This is a genomic window from Ottowia beijingensis (assembly GCF_013423955.1).
Classification (GTDB): domain Bacteria; phylum Pseudomonadota; class Gammaproteobacteria; order Burkholderiales; family Burkholderiaceae_C; genus Ottowia; species Ottowia beijingensis.
On the sequence record NZ_JACCKX010000001.1, the window covers coordinates 1,109,966 to 1,124,969 of the forward strand.

The following is a 15,004-nucleotide window of genomic DNA, read 5'->3' on the forward strand; positions in this document are numbered from 1 at the left end:
AAAACGCGCGGCCGTCAACTTCGACACGAGCCTGCCCGCGCGGCATGCGCCGTGGCCGACTACCGGGGGCTAAGCTTGGCGCATCTGTATTGAATGCACTGAGAACCACCCCCATGACGACGATGCCCCGACTCCTCGCCCTGACCTTGCTGGCGGGCGCCGCCCTCAGCGCCCAGGCCAACACGCCGCAAGCCGCTGCAGCAAGCGCACCGGCGCAGAAGGCCACCGCACAGGCCGGTGCCAGGCTCGCCGACCTGTCGCACCTGGCACCGCGCGATGCGGCCAAGAAAGACCCGCGCGCCGAGCGCCGCGACGACCACCGCTACGACGCGCGCGGCGTCAACTGCTCGCTGTACCCGGCGCGCTGCCGCTGATCAGCACTTCGCGCACCCATGAAAAAGCGGCCCGCGGGCCGCTTTGCTTTCGGCGCGGCCTTGCGCCGCGGGCTCATACCGTTTCGCGTTCAAAACGATGATAAATGACCACGGCTGGCGCCGCATGACAAATGACGAATGCCTTTTTGTCATTGAAGCGCAGCGAAGTCATTTGTCATTCGTCATTTTTGAAAGCGCATGGGTATCAGTGCCTGAAGTGGCGCACGCCGCTGAACACCATCGCCACGCCGCGCTCGTCGGCCGCGTCGATCACCTCCTGATCGCGCATCGAGCCGCCCGGCTGGATCACGCAAGTGGCGCCATGGTCGATCACCACGTCCAGCCCGTCGCGGAACGGGAAGAAGGCATCGCTGGCCACCGCACTGCCCTGCAGCGACAGCCCCGCGTGCTCGGCCTTGATGCTGGCGATGCGGGCTGAATCGAGCCGGCTCATCTGGCCGGCGCCCACGCCCAGTGTCATGCCGCCGCCGCAGAACACGATGGCGTTGCTCTTGACGAACTGCGCCACCTTCCAGGCGAACAGCAGGTCGGCGATCTGCTCGGGCGTCGGCTGCCTCTTGGTCACCACCTTCAGATCGCTGGCCTTCAGGTCGTGGAAGTCGGCGGTCTGGATCAGCAGGCCCGAGCCGACGCGCTTGATGTCCATGGCGTTCTGGCCGCGCTCGAAAGCCGTGGCGCCGTCGCGCTTCACGCCGTCCAGCGGGATGCGCAGCACGCGCACGTTGGCCTTGGCCTTGAACACGGCCAGCGCCTCGGGCGTGAAGTCGGGCGCCATCAGCACCTCGACGAACTGCTTCGACACGGCTTCCGCCGCCGCGCCGTCTACCGGCACGTTGAAGGCGATGATGCCGCCGAAGGCGCTGGTGGGGTCGGTCTTGAAGGCTTTCGAATAAGCCTCCAGCGCGTTGGCGCCGATGGCCACGCCGCAGGGGTTGGCGTGCTTGACGATGACGCACGCGGGCTCGACCCATTGCTTCACGCATTCCCACGCCGCATCGGCGTCGGCGATGTTGTTGTAGCTCAGCTCCTTGCCCTGCAGCTGCTCGGCCGTGACCAGCGAGCCGGGCGCGGGATAAAGGTCGCGGTAGAAGGCGGCCTGCTGGTGCGGGTTCTCGCCGTAGCGCAGGTCCTGCAGCTTGACGAAGCGGCCGTTGCTTTGCGAGGCGAAAAGGCTCATAGACGGCACCCCGTCTGCGCCGGCAGCATCGAAATCTATAGCAGACAGGTAATCGCTGATGGCCGCGTCGTAGTTGCTGATGCGGTTGAACGCCGCCACCGCCAGGCCGAAGCGCGTCTTGTCCGACAGCTTGCCCTGGTTGGCCTTCAGCTCTGCCAGCACCGGTGCGTACTGATCGGCGTCGGTCAGCACGGCCACGTCCTTCCAGTTCTTGGCGGCGCTGCGCACCATCGCCGGCCCGCCGATGTCGATGTTCTCGATGGCGTCGGCCAGCGTGCAGCCGGCCTGGGCCACCGTGGCCTCGAACGGGTACAGGTTGACCACCAGCACGTCGATGGTGCCGATGCCGTGGTCGGCCAGCGCCTGCATGTGGGCCGGCACATCGCGCCGCGCCAGCAGGCCGCCGTGCACCTTGGGTGCAGCGTCTTCACGCGCCCATCCAGCATCTCGGGAACTGCGTCACCTCGGCCACCTCGGTCACGGGCAGCCCGGCGTCCTGCAGCAGCTTTGCCGTGCCGCCGGTGGACAGCAGGTTGACGCCCAGCGCCACCAGCGCGGCGGCCAAGTCGGCCACGCCGGTCTTGTCGGAAACGGAGATCAGTGCATTCATGTCAAAGCTCAAAGATCAACAATAAAAACGACCTGCAGCGCCCAATACGCCAGCGCCAACAGCTATCAAAAATCAAGCACCTTCACACTGGTGGCCGCGGAGCAGGCCATGCCAGCGATCGCCGCGGAAGGGCTTGGCCCGCCCGCTGGCGATGTCCTCCTTGCGGAGCAGAAGGAGGAAGCGCCGTCAGGCGCTCAGGGAGGTTCATATCAGCTTATGTTCCACCAGCTTTTTGCGCAGCGTGTTGCGGTTCATGCCCAGCCACTCGGCGGCGCGGCTCTGATTGTGGCCGGCGTGCTGCATCACCACGTCCAGCAGCGGCTTCTCGACCGCGCGCACCACCATGTCGTACAGCGCGCCCGGCTCGGTGCCGCGCAGATCGCGGAAGTACGCCTCCAGGTTGTCGCGCACACACTCCTCAATGTTCTTCTTGCTCATGGTCAGCGGGCCTCCAATGCTTCCGCAGGCTGGGCGGCGGGCGCCGGGGACAGGCGCTCGTGGCTGTCAGCCAGTTCCTCGAAATAGTCGGCCACCAGCTGCCACTGCACGGCAGCGCTGTCGACCAGGTTCATGCGGCGGCGGAAGTCCTCGCCGCCGGGCAGCGCGCGCACGTACCAGCCGATGTGCTTGCGCGCCGAGCGCACGCCGCTGAATTCGCCATACAGGCCGTAGTGGTCGTGCAGGTGATCGAGCAGCGCGCGCCGCACTTCCAGCACCAGCGGCGGCGCCAGGTGCTGGCCGGTGGCCAGAAAGTGCGCGACCTCGCGAAAGATCCACGGCCGGCCCTGCGCGGCGCGGCCGATCATCAGCGCGTCGGCGCCGGTGGCGCGCAGCACGGCGTTCGCCTTCTCAGGTGAATCGATGTCGCCGTTGGCCACCACCGGAATCTTCAGCGCGGCCTTGACGGCAGCGATGGTGTCGTACTCCGCCACGCCCTTGTAACCCTGTTCGCGCGTGCGGCCGTGCACCGTCACCATCTGCACGCCGGCGCTTTCGGCCGCACGGGCGATGCCGAGGGCGTTCTTCACCCGCGCGCACCAGCCGGTGCGCATCTTCAGCGTCACCGGCACGCCGTGCGGCGCGCAGGCGGCCACCACGGCCTCGACGATCGAGAGCGCCAGCGCCTCGTCCTGCATCAGCGCGCTGCCGGCCCACTTGTTGCACACCTTCTTGGCCGGGCAGCCCATGTTGATGTCGATGATCTGCGCGCCGCGGTCGATGTTGTGGCGCGCTGCCTCGGCCATCATGGCGGCGTCGGTGCCGGCGATCTGCACGGCGATGGGGCCCGGCTCGCCCGCGTGGTCGGCGCGGCGCGAGGTCTTGAGCGTGTGCCACAAATCCTTGCGCGAGGTCACCATCTCGCTCACCGCGTAGCCGGCGCCGAAGCCGCGGCACAGCTGGCGGAACGGCCGATCCGTCACCCCGCCATGGGGGCGACGAACAGGCGGTTGGGCAGGGAATGGGGACCGATCTGCATGGCGGTGGCTGCGCGGCGGCATCGGCACGGCGGTGCGGGGCGCGCGGCAAGGGAGCGGATTCTACCTGCCCAAATTTTCAGCAATTGAAATGCCGGCCCGCTTTTTGCGACTGCCTACACTCGGCCCCTGATGGACGCCTGGTTGCAACAACTCCTCGCCGCGCTGGCGCTGCCCGAATACGGGCTGTCCACGCTGTTCGTGGTGGCCTTCGTGGCCGCCACGCTGTTGCCGATGGGCTCGGAGCCGGTGCTGTTCGGCTTGATCAAGCTCAATCCGGAGCTGTTCTGGCCCGCCATCGCGGTGGCCACCGCCGGCAACACGCTGGGCGGCGTGGTGACCTGGTGGATGGGCCTGGGCGCACACCACGTGGTCGACCAATGGCGCGACTCGCCCACCCACCTGCGCGCGCTGACCTGGCTGCAACGCATCGGCCCGCCGGCGTGCTTCCTGTCCTTCCTGCCCGTCATCGGCGACCCGCTGTGCGCCGTGGCCGGCTGGCTGCGCATGCCGCTGGCGCCCTGCACCGCCTGGATGGCGGCGGGCAAGTTCACGCGCTATGTGGCGATGACGCTGGCGCTGCTCTATGTGTGGCCCGAAAAGCTCGCGTTTGCTCATTGATTCATAGCTGCCAGCGCTTGTCACGCCTGCGCTGGCGGCCGATTTGGCTTGAAACCCGCTGCCCATGACCACCGACCTGTTCACCGACGACACACCGCAGACCGGCGCGACGCGGCTCGGCCCGCAGGCGCAGGTGCTGCGCGGCTTTGCGCTGCCGTGGGTCGATGTGCTGTGGCCCGCGCTGCAGACCGTGGTGGCGCAGGCACCGTGGCGCCACATGCAGACCCCGGGCGGCCAGCGCATGTCGGTGGCGCTCACCAACTGCGGCGCGCTCGGCTGGGTGAGCGACCGGCGCGGCTACCGCTACAGCGCGCTCGACCCCGACAGCGGCCAACCGTGGCCACCACTGCCCGCGCCTTTCGCCGATCTCGCCACCCAGGCGGCGGCGGCTGCCGGCTTCGACGGCTTCACGCCCGACGCCTGCCTCATCAACCGCTACGCCCCCGGCGCCCGCATGGGCCTGCACCAGGACCGCGACGAGCGCGACCTGGCGCAACCCATCGTCTCCGTCTCGCTCGGCCTGCCGGCGGTGTTCCTATGGGGCGGCCTGCGCCGTGCCGACCGCACCGTGCGCGTGCCCCTGCTGCACGGCGACGTGGTGGTGTGGGGTGGTGTGGATCGCCTGCGCTTTCACGGCATCGCGCCGCTGCCCGAAGGCCATCACCCGCTGACGGGGGCGCAGCGCATCAACTTCACGCTGCGGCGGGCGGGGTAGCGGGCTTGAAGGCAAGGCGGTGTTGCCACCATGTGCAGCAGGCCCTCACCCCAACCCTCTCCCGCCCGCGGGAGAGGGAGAAAGCCCGAACGGCCGCGGAGCAGGCCACGTCAGCGACAGCCGTGCCCGGACCTGCGCCGGGCACTGGCTGTGTCCCCCTCGCGCAGCAGAGGGGAAGCGCCGTCAGGCGCTCAGGGGGTGCTCACACGTTAAACAGGAAGTTCATCACGTCCCCATCCTTGACGACGTATTCCTTGCCTTCGCTGCGCATCTTGCCCGCGTCCTTGGCGCCCTGCTCGCCCTTGAAGGCGATGTAGTCGTCGAACGCGATGGTCTGGGCGCGGATGAAGCCGCGCTCGAAGTCGCCGTGGATCACGCCGGCCGCCTGCGGCGCGGTGTCGCCGATGTGGATGGTCCAGGCGCGCACCTCCTTCACACCGGCGGTGAAGTAGGTCTGCAGGCCCAGCAGCTTGAAGGCGGCGCGGATCAGGCGGTTCAGGCCCGGCTCGTCCTGCCCCATCTCGGCCAGGAAGAGTTCCTTGTCCTCGTCGCTCATGTCCGCCATGTCGGCTTCCATCTTGGCGCAGATGGCCACCACGGGCGCGTTCTGGCCGGCGGCGTACTCTTTCAGGCGATCCAGCAGCGGGTTGTTGTCGAACCCGTCCTCGCTCACGTTGCCGACGAACATGGCCGGTTTGGCGGTGATCAGGCACAGCGGCTTGAGCAGCGCCTGCTCTTCTTTGAGAGCTGCAGCGTGCGCACCGGCTTGCCCTCGTTCAGCGCTGCCTGCACGGTCCCCAGCAGCTTGACCATGGCGGCGGCTTCCTTGTCGTTGCCGCTCTTGCTGGCCTTGGTGTAGCGCTGCAGGGCTTTCTCGACGGTGCCCAGGTCGGCCAGGCACAGCTCGGTCTGGATCACCTCGATGTCGGAGATCGGGTCCACCTTGCCGGCCACGTGCACCACGTTCTCGTCCTCGAAGCAGCGCACCACGTTGACGATGGCGTCGGTCTCGCGGATGTGCGCCAGAAACTGGTTGCCCAGCCCCTCGCCCTGGCTGGCACCGGCCACCAGGCCGGCGATGTCGACGAATTCGACGATGGCCGGCAGCACGCGCTCCGGCTTCACGATCTCGGCCAGCTGCGCCAGGCGCGGATCGGGCACCTCCACCACGCCGGTGTTCGGCTCGATGGTGCAGAAGGGGTAGTTTTCCGCAGCGATGCCCGCTTTGGTCAGGGCGTTGAAAAGCGTGGACTTGCCCACGTTGGGCAGGCCCACGATGCCGCATTGCAGGCTCATGTCGGGGCTTTCGGTGGATTCAGGGGAAGCCGTTGATTCTAGCGGCGGCACGATTCGGGCACTGGCAGAGGATTACAAGCCAAATTGGCATCCAGCGCTTATTTGAAAAGCGCCGATAGCTATCAAAATGATATCAACCAAACTCCTGATTGGTTGCCACGCCGTCACTCATGCGGGGCCTTGCGTCGAGGGCTCCGGGGGTGTTTCGTGATCCATCCGTATCGAACAGGATCGATGCGAAGCAGTTCGGTTTCGGCTGCCCGGCGTTTCTCTTCGGGCATGCCGCGCAACAACGAGCGAATTTCCGAATCATTGCCGGCAGCAGGCGCACCACGTTCTTCGGCCTTGCAATACCAATCGTGCCCCAGCCCGTATTGGCCTTGCTGGATATGCACGGCGCCAAGCAAGGTGCACGGACGATAGTCTTGCGGAAGTAGTTCATGGGCGGTCTCGCCCGCTTGCTGAGCGTCGGAAAAACGCTCCAAATCGCGCATGGCACCCCTTGCGTGGTAAGCATCGCCGACTTGAGCTTGTCCTGTTTCAGCCGCTGCGCAGGAATCGTGGCAAGGAGATCAATGGCTTCCTGCGAGGCATCGCATTTGCGCAGGTGGCCACTGGCACTGATGGCCTGCCAAGGGTCACCGCCGCGCCTGAATTCAGCCAGGAAGCCGTCTGCCTCGCGACGATGATGGGCAGCCAAAACACCAGCCAAACGGTAACGATTGGCGTGAACCTTGAGCCAGACGACATCCTCTTTTGAGAGCCGTCTGCCGGCGTCCAACTCGTGCAGGATCGGCATCAAGCGTTTGAAATCCCCTGCTGCGACGAATTCGTCGACGCCGTACTTGTGGAGCAGTTCCCTGGTTTTCTGCTTGGCGATGAACTCCGGACTGCTTTCGTATCGGATACGGGCTGCTCGTTGTTGCTCCGCTTCCTCCTTGAGTCGAGCCTGCAGGGCGGCATCACGCTCGGCGGTCAAGGCGGCCTCCAGGCGCCGTGCGGCAGCCGCTTCTTCCTCGCGTTGGCGGGCGACTTCTTGACGTGTCTTGCGCTCGAGTTGTGCCCGTGCGGCGTAGTCGGCTTCGGAGATCGCGCCGTCGATCAAGTCCACCAGTGCATGAGCGCCTTGACTGCGCAAGAACGCCTTGTGGCTGGGATGAACAGTCTGCTTGCCTGCGAGCGCGGTCAGGATGTTGTTCAGTCGAGATCCGATGACCATGGCCCCACTCAAATCGTCCGCCAGAAAGCGTACAGAAAGCGCCGATGGCTGGGGCACCGCAGGCGTGCGGATGAGCCGTCTCTCGTCGCGCCGCCTCATTGCCTCTCCGTTTTTTATTTTTCATTGCATTAAAGGCTAGAGCGCTTATCCAGCAAGCGCAATCAGCTATGAAAACAGGAGTTTTCGATCCCATCAATCGAAGCGCCAGTCGGCCGCCACCGCATCGCCCACGCGCAGGGTGGCGCCGGCACCCTGCACAATGACGCAGTTTAAGCCGAAGGTGATGGCGCCGCCAAGCAGCGCGTTGGCGCGGTAGCTGGAGAGCGCGGCCAGTACCTCGGGGCTGGTCTCGCCCGTGGCCGGATCGACGTTGGGAATGGGGCAGCGCGGGCAGGGCTTGACCAGGCGCAGCACCACCTCGCCCTCGGCCGTGGCGATGCGCAACTCGTGCAGCCGGTCCTCGTCGTGCGCCTGCAGGCCGGCCAGCACGATGTTCGGCCGGAAACGCTCGATGCCCACGGCCGCGTGGCCGGCCGCCGCCAGGCGCTGGTTCAACTCGGCCAGCGAGGCCTCGCCCACCACCAGCAGCGGAAAGCCGTCGGCAAACTCGATGGGCGCCTCGACCTCGCCCGTCCACTGTTTGGAGGCGAGACGCGTGGCCTCGGGGTCGAAGCGCGCCAGCCGCAGGCCGGGCCGGCCGAGGAAGTCGCTGAACCACTGGCCCGCCACGTCGCCCATGTCCCAGGCGTCCAGGGCGTCGCCCCACACCTGCACCCGCGCGGGCTTCTCGACCTCGTTGATGCCCAGGTGCAGCGCCAGCATGCCGGGCGCGCGCAGCACCACCTCCAGCACCTTGATCTGCGGGCGCACCAGCGCCATGCGCGGCAGTTCGCGCTGGGTGACGAAGCGGCCTTCGGCATCCACCACCATCCAGGCGCGGTCGAGATCGAGGCCGGTGTCCATCAGCCGCGCCTCGCGCAGCGCCACGCCGGCGCAGGACTTGACGGGGTGCACGAACAGGCCGGACACGGTGGCCTGCACATCGGGAGAATCGTTGGTCATCGGCGGGCGGCCATGCTGAGAAAGATGGCGCGATTCTGCGCCATGCGCGGGCCGGGCCGCGCGGGGCGCCGCCTACAATGAACCCATGTCCGCCTCACACGACATCTGCATCCGCGGCGCCGGCATCGTGGGCCGCACGCTGGCGCTGCTGCTGGCGCGCGAGCGCCTGCGCGTGGCCCTGGTGGCGCCGCCGGCCGACCCGGCCAGCGGCCACGGCGACGTGCGCGCCTACGCGCTCAGCCCCGCCGCGCGCAAGCTGCTGGAAGGGCTGCGCTGCTGGCCGCCCGAGCGCGCCGCCACGCCGGTGCTGGCCATGGAAGTGCATGGCGACGGCGACGGCGCGGTGCAGTTCAGCGCCACGGCGCAGGGCGTGCCGGCGCTGAACTGGATCGTCGACGTGCCGGCGCTGGAGCGCCTGCTGGCCGAGGCGGTGAATTACCAGAGCGGTATCGACGTGGTGACCGCGCCGGTGGCCGCCCCGCTGACGGTGGTGTGCGAAGGCCGCGCCAGCGCCACGCGCGCCGAACTGGGCGTGGCGTTCGAGACCACGCGCTACCCGCAGCACGCCATCGCCACGCGGCTGGATTGCGAGCGCCCGCACGGGCAGGTGGCGCGCCAGTGGTTCACGGCCGAGGGCGACATCGTGGCCTTTCTGCCGCTGGATGGCGCGCAGGGCCGGCAGGTGGCGGTGGTGTGGTCGGTGCGCAGCGAGCGCCTGGCCGATTTGCAGGCACTGGACGACGCGGCCTTTGCCGCGCGTCTGTTCGACCTGAGCGGCGGCGTACTGGGCGCCCTGGCGCAGACCGGCCCGCGCGCCAGCTGGCCGCTGCTGCTGGCGCGCGCCACGCGCTGGGTCGGCCCCTGCCTGGCTGCCCGGGCGAAAGCTTTGCGCTGGCCGGCGACGCCGCCCACGCCATGCACCCGCTGGCCGGCCAGGGCCTGAACGTGGGCCTGGGCGACGCCGCCGAGTTGGCGCGCGTGCTGGCCGCGCGCGAGCCCTGGCGCCCGCTGAATGATTTGAAGCTGCTGCGCCGCTACGAGCGCGCCCGCCAGGGCGACTGGCTGCGCATGAGCCTGGCCACCGACGGCCTGCAGCAGCTGTTCGGCCGGCCCGAGCCCGCCGCCGCGCTGCTGCGCAACTGGGGCATGGCCGCGTTCGACGCCAGCGGCCCCATCAAGCGCCGCATTGCCCGGCTGGCCATGGGAACCGCCTGACGGCCCGCGGCTCTGATCTTTTCATCTTTTCAAGACCGTTCCCCATGAAGTTGACTGCTTTTCTGCGCACCGGCCTGAGCGCCCTGATCCTGGCGCTGCCCCTGGCCGCCGCGGCCCAGGAGGCCACCATCCGCAAGAACCTGGCCGAGCGCGTGCCGGGCCTGACCGACATCGACGAGGTGAGCAAGACGCCGATGGACGGCCTGTACGAAGTGCGTGTGGGCACCGACATCCTGTACACCGATGCCGAGGGCAACTTCCTGCTGCACGGCAGCCTGCTCGACACCAAGGCGCGCAAGAACCTGACCGAAGAGCGCGTGGCCAAGCTCACGGCCATCGACTTCAAGGAGCTGCAGCTGAAGAACGCCTTCAGCATCACGCGCGGCAACGGCAAGCGCAAGCTGGCGGTGTTCGAGGACCCGAACTGCGGCTACTGCAAGCGCTTCGAGAAGGACCTGGCCAAGGTCGACAACATCACCGTGCACTTCTTCCTGATCCCGATCCTGGGCGCCGATTCGGTCGAGAAGTCGCGCCAGATCTGGTGCAGCGCCGACAAGGCCAAGGCCTGGGTCGACTGGATGCAGCGCGACATCGCCCCCAAGGGCAGCGGCAAGTGCAACACCGACGCGCTGACGGCCAACCTGGACTTCGCCAAGAAGTACCGCATCACCGGCACGCCGACCCTGGTGTTTGCCGACGGCACGCGCGTGCCGGGCGCCATCAACACGCAGCAGATCGAAGAGCTGCTGAACCAGCGCTGACCGCCGCGCCGCCTTGCCCCGCCGCCTCGTGACCGAACCCCAGCGCCTGCCCCGGACCGCCTACCGCAGCGCACCGCGCTGGCGGCTGATCTATGTCATCGCCTACGGCGCGCTGGTGCCGATGGCGCTGCTCACGCTGGCGATAGTGGGTGCCGGGCCTCGGTTCGCAAGCCTGGCTGGGCTGGGCGGTGTGCAGCGCGGCCGCGCTGTTCGCCTCCTTCATCGGTGGCATCCACTGGGGCATCGGGCTGCGCTACATGGCCACGCACTCGGACGTGCCCACGTTCCATTTCGTCTGGGGGCCGGTGCCCCCTACCTGGCCTGGGGCACGCTGCTGCTGCCGGTCGACATCGCGCTGTGGCTGCTGGTGGCCGTGTTCGTGCTGGCCTACGTGGTGGATGGCCGCACCTGGCCCGGCGCAGGGCTCGGCCCCTGGCTGAGCCTGCGGCGCCAGATCACGGCCATGGTGGTGGCCTGCTGCGTGCTGGCGGCCCTTGCCCTGAAGGTGGCATGACGTGACGAAGCGCGCACGCCCCGCCCCTGCCGCCCGCACCGGCCGCGCCCGCGAGCCCGCCCAGGCGACGCCGGCGCCCGTGCACTATGACGTGCGCGCGGCCAGCCTGCACGGCCACCGCTTCGCGGTGCAGATCACCATCGACCGGCCGGCCGCCGTGCAGCGCGTGTCGCTGCCGGCGTGGATTCCGGGCAGCTACCTGATTCGCGAGTTCGCGCGCCATCTGCAGCCGCTGCAGGCCACGCAGGGCCGCACGGCCTGCGCCTGCGTGCAGATCGACAAGGCCAGTTGGGACATCGAATGCGACCCGCGCCGCCCGCTGGTGCTGCGCTACGAGGTCTATGCCTTCGACAATTCGGTGCGCACCGCCTGGCTGGACGCCGAGCGCGGCTTCTTCAACGGCACCAGCCTGCTGCTGCGCGTGCACGGGCACGAGCGCCAGCCGCACGAGCTGACGGTGCACCCGGTGCGCCAGCGGCGCGACTGGCAACTGGCCACGGCCATGGCGCCCGTCGCCGTCGACGCGCAGGGCTTTGGCCGCTACCGCGCCGCCGACTACGACGAGCTGGTCGACCACCCGGTGGAGATGGGCACGCTGTGGAGCGGCACGTTCACCGCCGCCGGCGTGCCGCACCGCTTCGTGGTGGCGGGGGCGCCCGCGGCGTTCGACGGCGAGCGGCTGCTGCGCGACACGCAGAAGATCTGCGAAACCGCCATCCGCTTCTGGCACGGCGCCCGCCGCCCGCCGCACGATCGCTACCTGTTCATGCTGAACGTGGTGCACGAGGGCTATGGCGGGCTGGAGCACCGCGCCAGCACCGCGCTGATCTGCGGCCGCGCCGACCTGCCGCGCCACGATGCGCCCGCCGACGCGGCGCGCGTGGGCGACGGCTACGTCACGCTGCTGGGCCTGATCAGCCACGAGTACTTCCACACCTGGAACGTCAAGCGCCTGCGCCCGGCCGAGTTCGAACGCTACGATTACCAGAGCGAGAATTACACCCGCCTGCTGTGGTTCTTCGAGGGCTTCACCAGCTACTACGACGACCTGCTGCTGCGCCGCGCCGGCCTGCTGGACGACGCCGGCTACCTGAAGCTGCTGACCAAGACCGCCAACCAGGTGCTGCAGGCGCCGGGGCGGCAGGTGCAGTCGGTGGCGCAGGCCAGCTTCGACGCCTGGCTGCGCTACTACCGCCCGGACGAGAACACGCCCAACAGCACCGTCAGCTACTACACCAAGGGCGCGCTGGTGGCGCTGTGCTTCGACCTCACGCTGCGCCACGAGACCGAGCACACGCTGGACGACGCGATGCGCGCGCTGTGGCGGCGCTGCCGGGGCGGGCCGATGACCGAGGGCGACTTCGCCGCCGTGATGGCCGAGCTGGGCGGCCGGTCCTTCGCGCGCGAGATCGCCGACTGGGTGCACGGCACGGCCGAGCTGCCGCTGAAGGCGCAGCTCGAATCGCAGGGCGTGAAGGTGCTCGAAGAGCCCTCGCAACTGGCGCAGACCCTGGGCCTGCGCGTGGCCGAGAACGGCGGCATCACGCTGAAGGTGGTGCTGGATGGCGGCCCTGCCGCCGAGGCCGGCATGGCGGCCGGTGACGAATGGCTGGGGTGCAACTGCCCGCTGCCAGGACGAAGGGCAGCGCCACGCACACCGCCGGCTGGCGCCTGACGCGCCTGGACGAGCTGCCCCTGTTCGCCGGCAAGGCCCGGCGGGTCGTCGCGCTGGTGGCACGCGACAAGCGCCTGCTGCGCCTGCCCCTGGTCTTGCCCGAGAAGTCCACCACATGGCGCCTGGCCCCGAAGAACGGCAGCGACGCGCACCCTGGCCGGGCCGCTGAAGCCGCTGCGCACGGCGCGCCACCGCCGTGCGTTGCTGGCCAGCACGGCGCTGGTGCTGCTGCTGCACGCGCTGGCGCTGAGCTGGCTGTCGGCGCTGCTGCGGCCGCCCAGCATCCTGAAGGACGTGGCGCCGCCCTTCTACACCCGCAGCATCACGCCCGAGGCGCCGGCGGCGCTGCTGGCCGCCGCGCCCGCGACGGCTGAAACCAAGCCAAATCGGCCCTCAGCGCTCATCCGCCCTGCGCAGACAGCTCCTAAAAAGAAGCACGCCAGCCAGCCCCACCGAAGCCGCAGTCCGCAGCGAGCGCGCCCGAATCCGCAGCCCTGCCTCCCGAGGACGTGCCCGAGCCCGTCGCCGAGGCTCCGGAAGAGCCGGCCAGCACGGCCTCCGCGCCGCTGCTGGCCGAAGCACCGCAACCCACGGCATCGCGCGAAGCCGCCCCGGCCCCTGAGCCTTCCGACACCGTCGCCAGTGCCGCTGCCGCGCCCGCGTCGGCGCCCGCATCGGCCGCCAGCGCGGCCGAGCCCGCCTTCCTGGCCAGCTGGCCCACCGACACGCGCCTGACCTACAAGCTGGGCGGCCACTACCGTGGCGAGTTGCACGGCGACGCGCGCGTGCTGTGGCAGCGCGATGGCACGCGCTACCACACGGCGGTGGAGATGAGCGCCGGGTTGCTGGCCTCGCTCAGCTTCACCAGCCAGGGCGACATCACCGCCGGCGGCCTGCGGCCCGAGGTGTACGAGGAGAACGTGCGCGGCCGCCGCCGCGGCGTGCGCCTGGGCGACGACGTGCGGCTGAACAACGGCACCCGCGTGCCGCGCCCCGACGCGGTGCAGGACACCGCCAGCCAGTTCGTCGAGCTGGGCCACCGCTTTGCCACCGGCCAGGTGCAGCTGGTGCCGGGTGCGCGCATCGACTTCGCCATGGCGCGGCCCGGCGGCATCGACGACTGGACCTACGACGTGATCGGCGAGGAGACCCTGCACCTGCCGCGCCTGGGGCCGGTGCCCACCTACCACCTCAAGCCGCGCCCGCTGAACAAGCCGCGCGGGCCGATCAGCGCCGAGATCTGGTACGCGCCCAGCCTGCAGTACCTGCCGGTGCGCATCCGCATCACGCAGGGGCCGGACACCTACATCGACCTGATGGTGGACACCATCGAGCAGCGCTAACGCGCGGGCGCGCCAGCGGGCGCCGGGGGCGCCGGTGGCTCGAACCGCTCGAGCACCACGCGGTTCTTGCCGCTGTGCTTGACGCGGTACATCAGGTCATCGGCGCTGCGCACCGCGTCGCCCAGGCGTTCGGGGGCGCGCGCAAAGCTCGCCACGCCGATGCTGAAGCCGATCTCCCAGCCCTGTGCCCGGGCGGCAGCGTTCAGGCGCTGGTGCAAGTCGTCGAACACGCGCGCGGCTCCGCGCGCATCGGTTTCGGGGCACAGCACGGCGAACTCGTCGCCGCCCAGGCGGGCCAGCAGGTCGCTGGTGCGCAGCCGCTCGGCCAGCACCTGGGCCACGCCGCTCAGCACCGCATCGCCGCGCAGGTGGCCGTGGCGGTCGTTCACGCCCTTGAAGCCGTCCAGGTCGATGTAGCCGATGGCCAGCGGGCGCTGGTGGCGGCGCGCCAGCTGCACCATGTGCTCGCCCCGCGCCATGAAGGTGCGCGCGTTCAGCAATCCGGTCAGCCCGTCGTGCTGCGCCAGCCGGGCCTGCTGGTCCAGCGCGCCGCGCAGCCGCAGCAGCAGGCTGGCCGTGATGAGGAAGAAGCCCAGCCGCACCACCGTGTTCCACACCGGGATCGAGGCGTGGCTGTACGGGTGGCCGGCACCCAGGTCGGCGCCGTACCAGCTCAGCGCCGACAGCACGCACAGCAGGTAGCCCATGCGCCGGCCCAGGTACCAGGTGGCCAGCACGATGGGCATCAGGTAGAACACCGAGAACGACAGTTCGTAGCCCGTCGCCACGTCGAGCGCGCCGACCAGCACGAGCAGCGCCATCACCACCACGCCCCGGGCGAGGGGTGGCAGCGCGCTCATGAAGCGGTGGAAGGCGGAGATCACGCGCCCACTGTAGGGCGTTGCCGCGGCGCGGTGGTGCGTGCC

The 15,004-nt window shown here is 69.2% G+C and carries 12 protein-coding genes and 4 pseudogenes; 9 read left to right on the plus strand and 7 right to left on the minus strand.

From position 1 onward, the window contains the following. Nucleotides 1-122 precede the first annotated feature (122 nt). Nucleotides 123-374 (plus strand): hypothetical protein, encoded by a 252-nt coding sequence (locus H0I39_RS05580; RefSeq protein ID WP_180549850.1) that lies wholly within the window; start codon nt 123-125, stop codon nt 372-374. A gap of 205 nt (nt 375-579) precedes the next feature. On the opposite strand, the pseudogene purH reads toward H0I39_RS05580, so the two are convergent. From purH to dusB, 3 genes and pseudogenes are all read right to left on the minus strand, one after another. Next, a pseudogene (purH, locus tag H0I39_RS05585) lies at nt 580-2,182 on the minus strand (bifunctional phosphoribosylaminoimidazolecarboxamide formyltransferase/IMP cyclohydrolase). A 204-nt stretch (nt 2,183-2,386) separates the two neighbouring features. Next, nucleotides 2,387-2,620 carry a Fis family transcriptional regulator gene (locus tag H0I39_RS05590; protein ID WP_180549851.1) on the minus strand — a complete coding sequence of 78 codons (234 nt, stop codon included), beginning with the start codon at nt 2,618-2,620 and terminating at the stop codon, nt 2,387-2,389. Between the two features lie 2 nt (nt 2,621-2,622). Further along, nucleotides 2,623-3,659: pseudogene (gene dusB / locus H0I39_RS05595) on the minus strand (tRNA dihydrouridine synthase DusB). 130 nt (nt 3,660-3,789) lie between these two features. Between dusB and H0I39_RS05600 the strand changes: the two are divergent. Together H0I39_RS05600 and alkB are read left to right on the plus strand one after the other, a co-directional pair. Next, nucleotides 3,790-4,278 (plus strand): YqaA family protein, encoded by a 489-nt coding sequence (locus H0I39_RS05600; protein ID WP_180549852.1) that lies wholly within the window; start codon nt 3,790-3,792, stop codon nt 4,276-4,278. Between the two features lie 64 nt (nt 4,279-4,342). After that, nucleotides 4,343-4,993, plus strand: a complete 651-nt coding sequence (gene alkB / locus H0I39_RS05605; RefSeq protein WP_180549853.1) for a DNA oxidative demethylase AlkB — start codon at nt 4,343-4,345, stop codon at nt 4,991-4,993. A 202-nt stretch (nt 4,994-5,195) separates the two neighbouring features. On the opposite strand, the pseudogene ychF reads toward alkB, so the two are convergent. The 3 genes and pseudogenes from ychF to H0I39_RS05620 form a co-directional block, all read right to left on the minus strand. After that, nucleotides 5,196-6,289: pseudogene (gene ychF, locus H0I39_RS05610) on the minus strand (redox-regulated ATPase YchF). Between the two features lie 133 nt (nt 6,290-6,422). Further along, a complete protein-coding gene (locus H0I39_RS05615) occupies nt 6,423-7,508 on the minus strand; it encodes a hypothetical protein (protein ID WP_180549854.1) in 1,086 nt (361 codons plus the stop codon). Between the two features lie 192 nt (nt 7,509-7,700). Continuing rightward, nucleotides 7,701-8,570, minus strand: coding sequence for an MOSC domain-containing protein (locus H0I39_RS05620; RefSeq protein ID WP_180549855.1), 870 nt, complete (start codon nt 8,568-8,570; stop codon nt 7,701-7,703). A gap of 85 nt (nt 8,571-8,655) precedes the next feature. On the opposite strand from H0I39_RS05620, the pseudogene H0I39_RS05625 reads away from it, so the two are divergent. The 6 genes and pseudogenes from H0I39_RS05625 (at nt 8,656) to H0I39_RS05650 (ending at nt 14,078) form a co-directional block, all read left to right on the plus strand. Next, nucleotides 8,656-9,785, plus strand: a pseudogene (locus H0I39_RS05625) (FAD-dependent monooxygenase). 44 nt (nt 9,786-9,829) lie between these two features. Further along, nucleotides 9,830-10,546, plus strand: a complete 717-nt coding sequence (locus H0I39_RS05635) for a DsbC family protein (protein ID WP_180549858.1) — start codon at nt 9,830-9,832, stop codon at nt 10,544-10,546. 13 nt (nt 10,547-10,559) lie between these two features. After that, the gene (locus H0I39_RS05640; protein ID WP_180549859.1) at nt 10,560-11,060 is read left to right on the plus strand and encodes a hypothetical protein; all 501 of its coding nucleotides are present in this window, start codon (nt 10,560-10,562) and stop codon (nt 11,058-11,060) included. A gap of 1 nt (nt 11,061) precedes the next feature. Further along, nucleotides 11,062-12,735 carry a M61 family metallopeptidase gene (locus tag H0I39_RS05645; protein WP_308645782.1) on the plus strand — a complete coding sequence of 558 codons (1,674 nt, stop codon included), beginning with the start codon at nt 11,062-11,064 and terminating at the stop codon, nt 12,733-12,735. After that, the gene (locus H0I39_RS24590; protein ID WP_307776777.1) at nt 12,675-13,109 is read left to right on the plus strand and encodes a hypothetical protein; all 435 of its coding nucleotides are present in this window, start codon (nt 12,675-12,677) and stop codon (nt 13,107-13,109) included. The genes H0I39_RS05645 and H0I39_RS24590 overlap by 61 nt, the downstream gene beginning before the upstream one ends. Before the next feature lie 135 nt (nt 13,110-13,244). Further along, nucleotides 13,245-14,078 (plus strand): DUF3108 domain-containing protein, encoded by an 834-nt coding sequence (locus H0I39_RS05650; RefSeq protein WP_180549860.1) that lies wholly within the window; start codon nt 13,245-13,247, stop codon nt 14,076-14,078. Here H0I39_RS05650 and H0I39_RS05655 read toward each other — a convergent pair. Continuing rightward, a complete protein-coding gene (locus H0I39_RS05655; protein ID WP_180549861.1) occupies nt 14,075-14,962 on the minus strand; it encodes a GGDEF domain-containing protein in 888 nt (295 codons plus the stop codon). The two genes, H0I39_RS05650 and H0I39_RS05655, sit on opposite strands and share 4 nt — an antisense overlap. Nucleotides 14,963-15,004 lie beyond the last annotated feature (42 nt).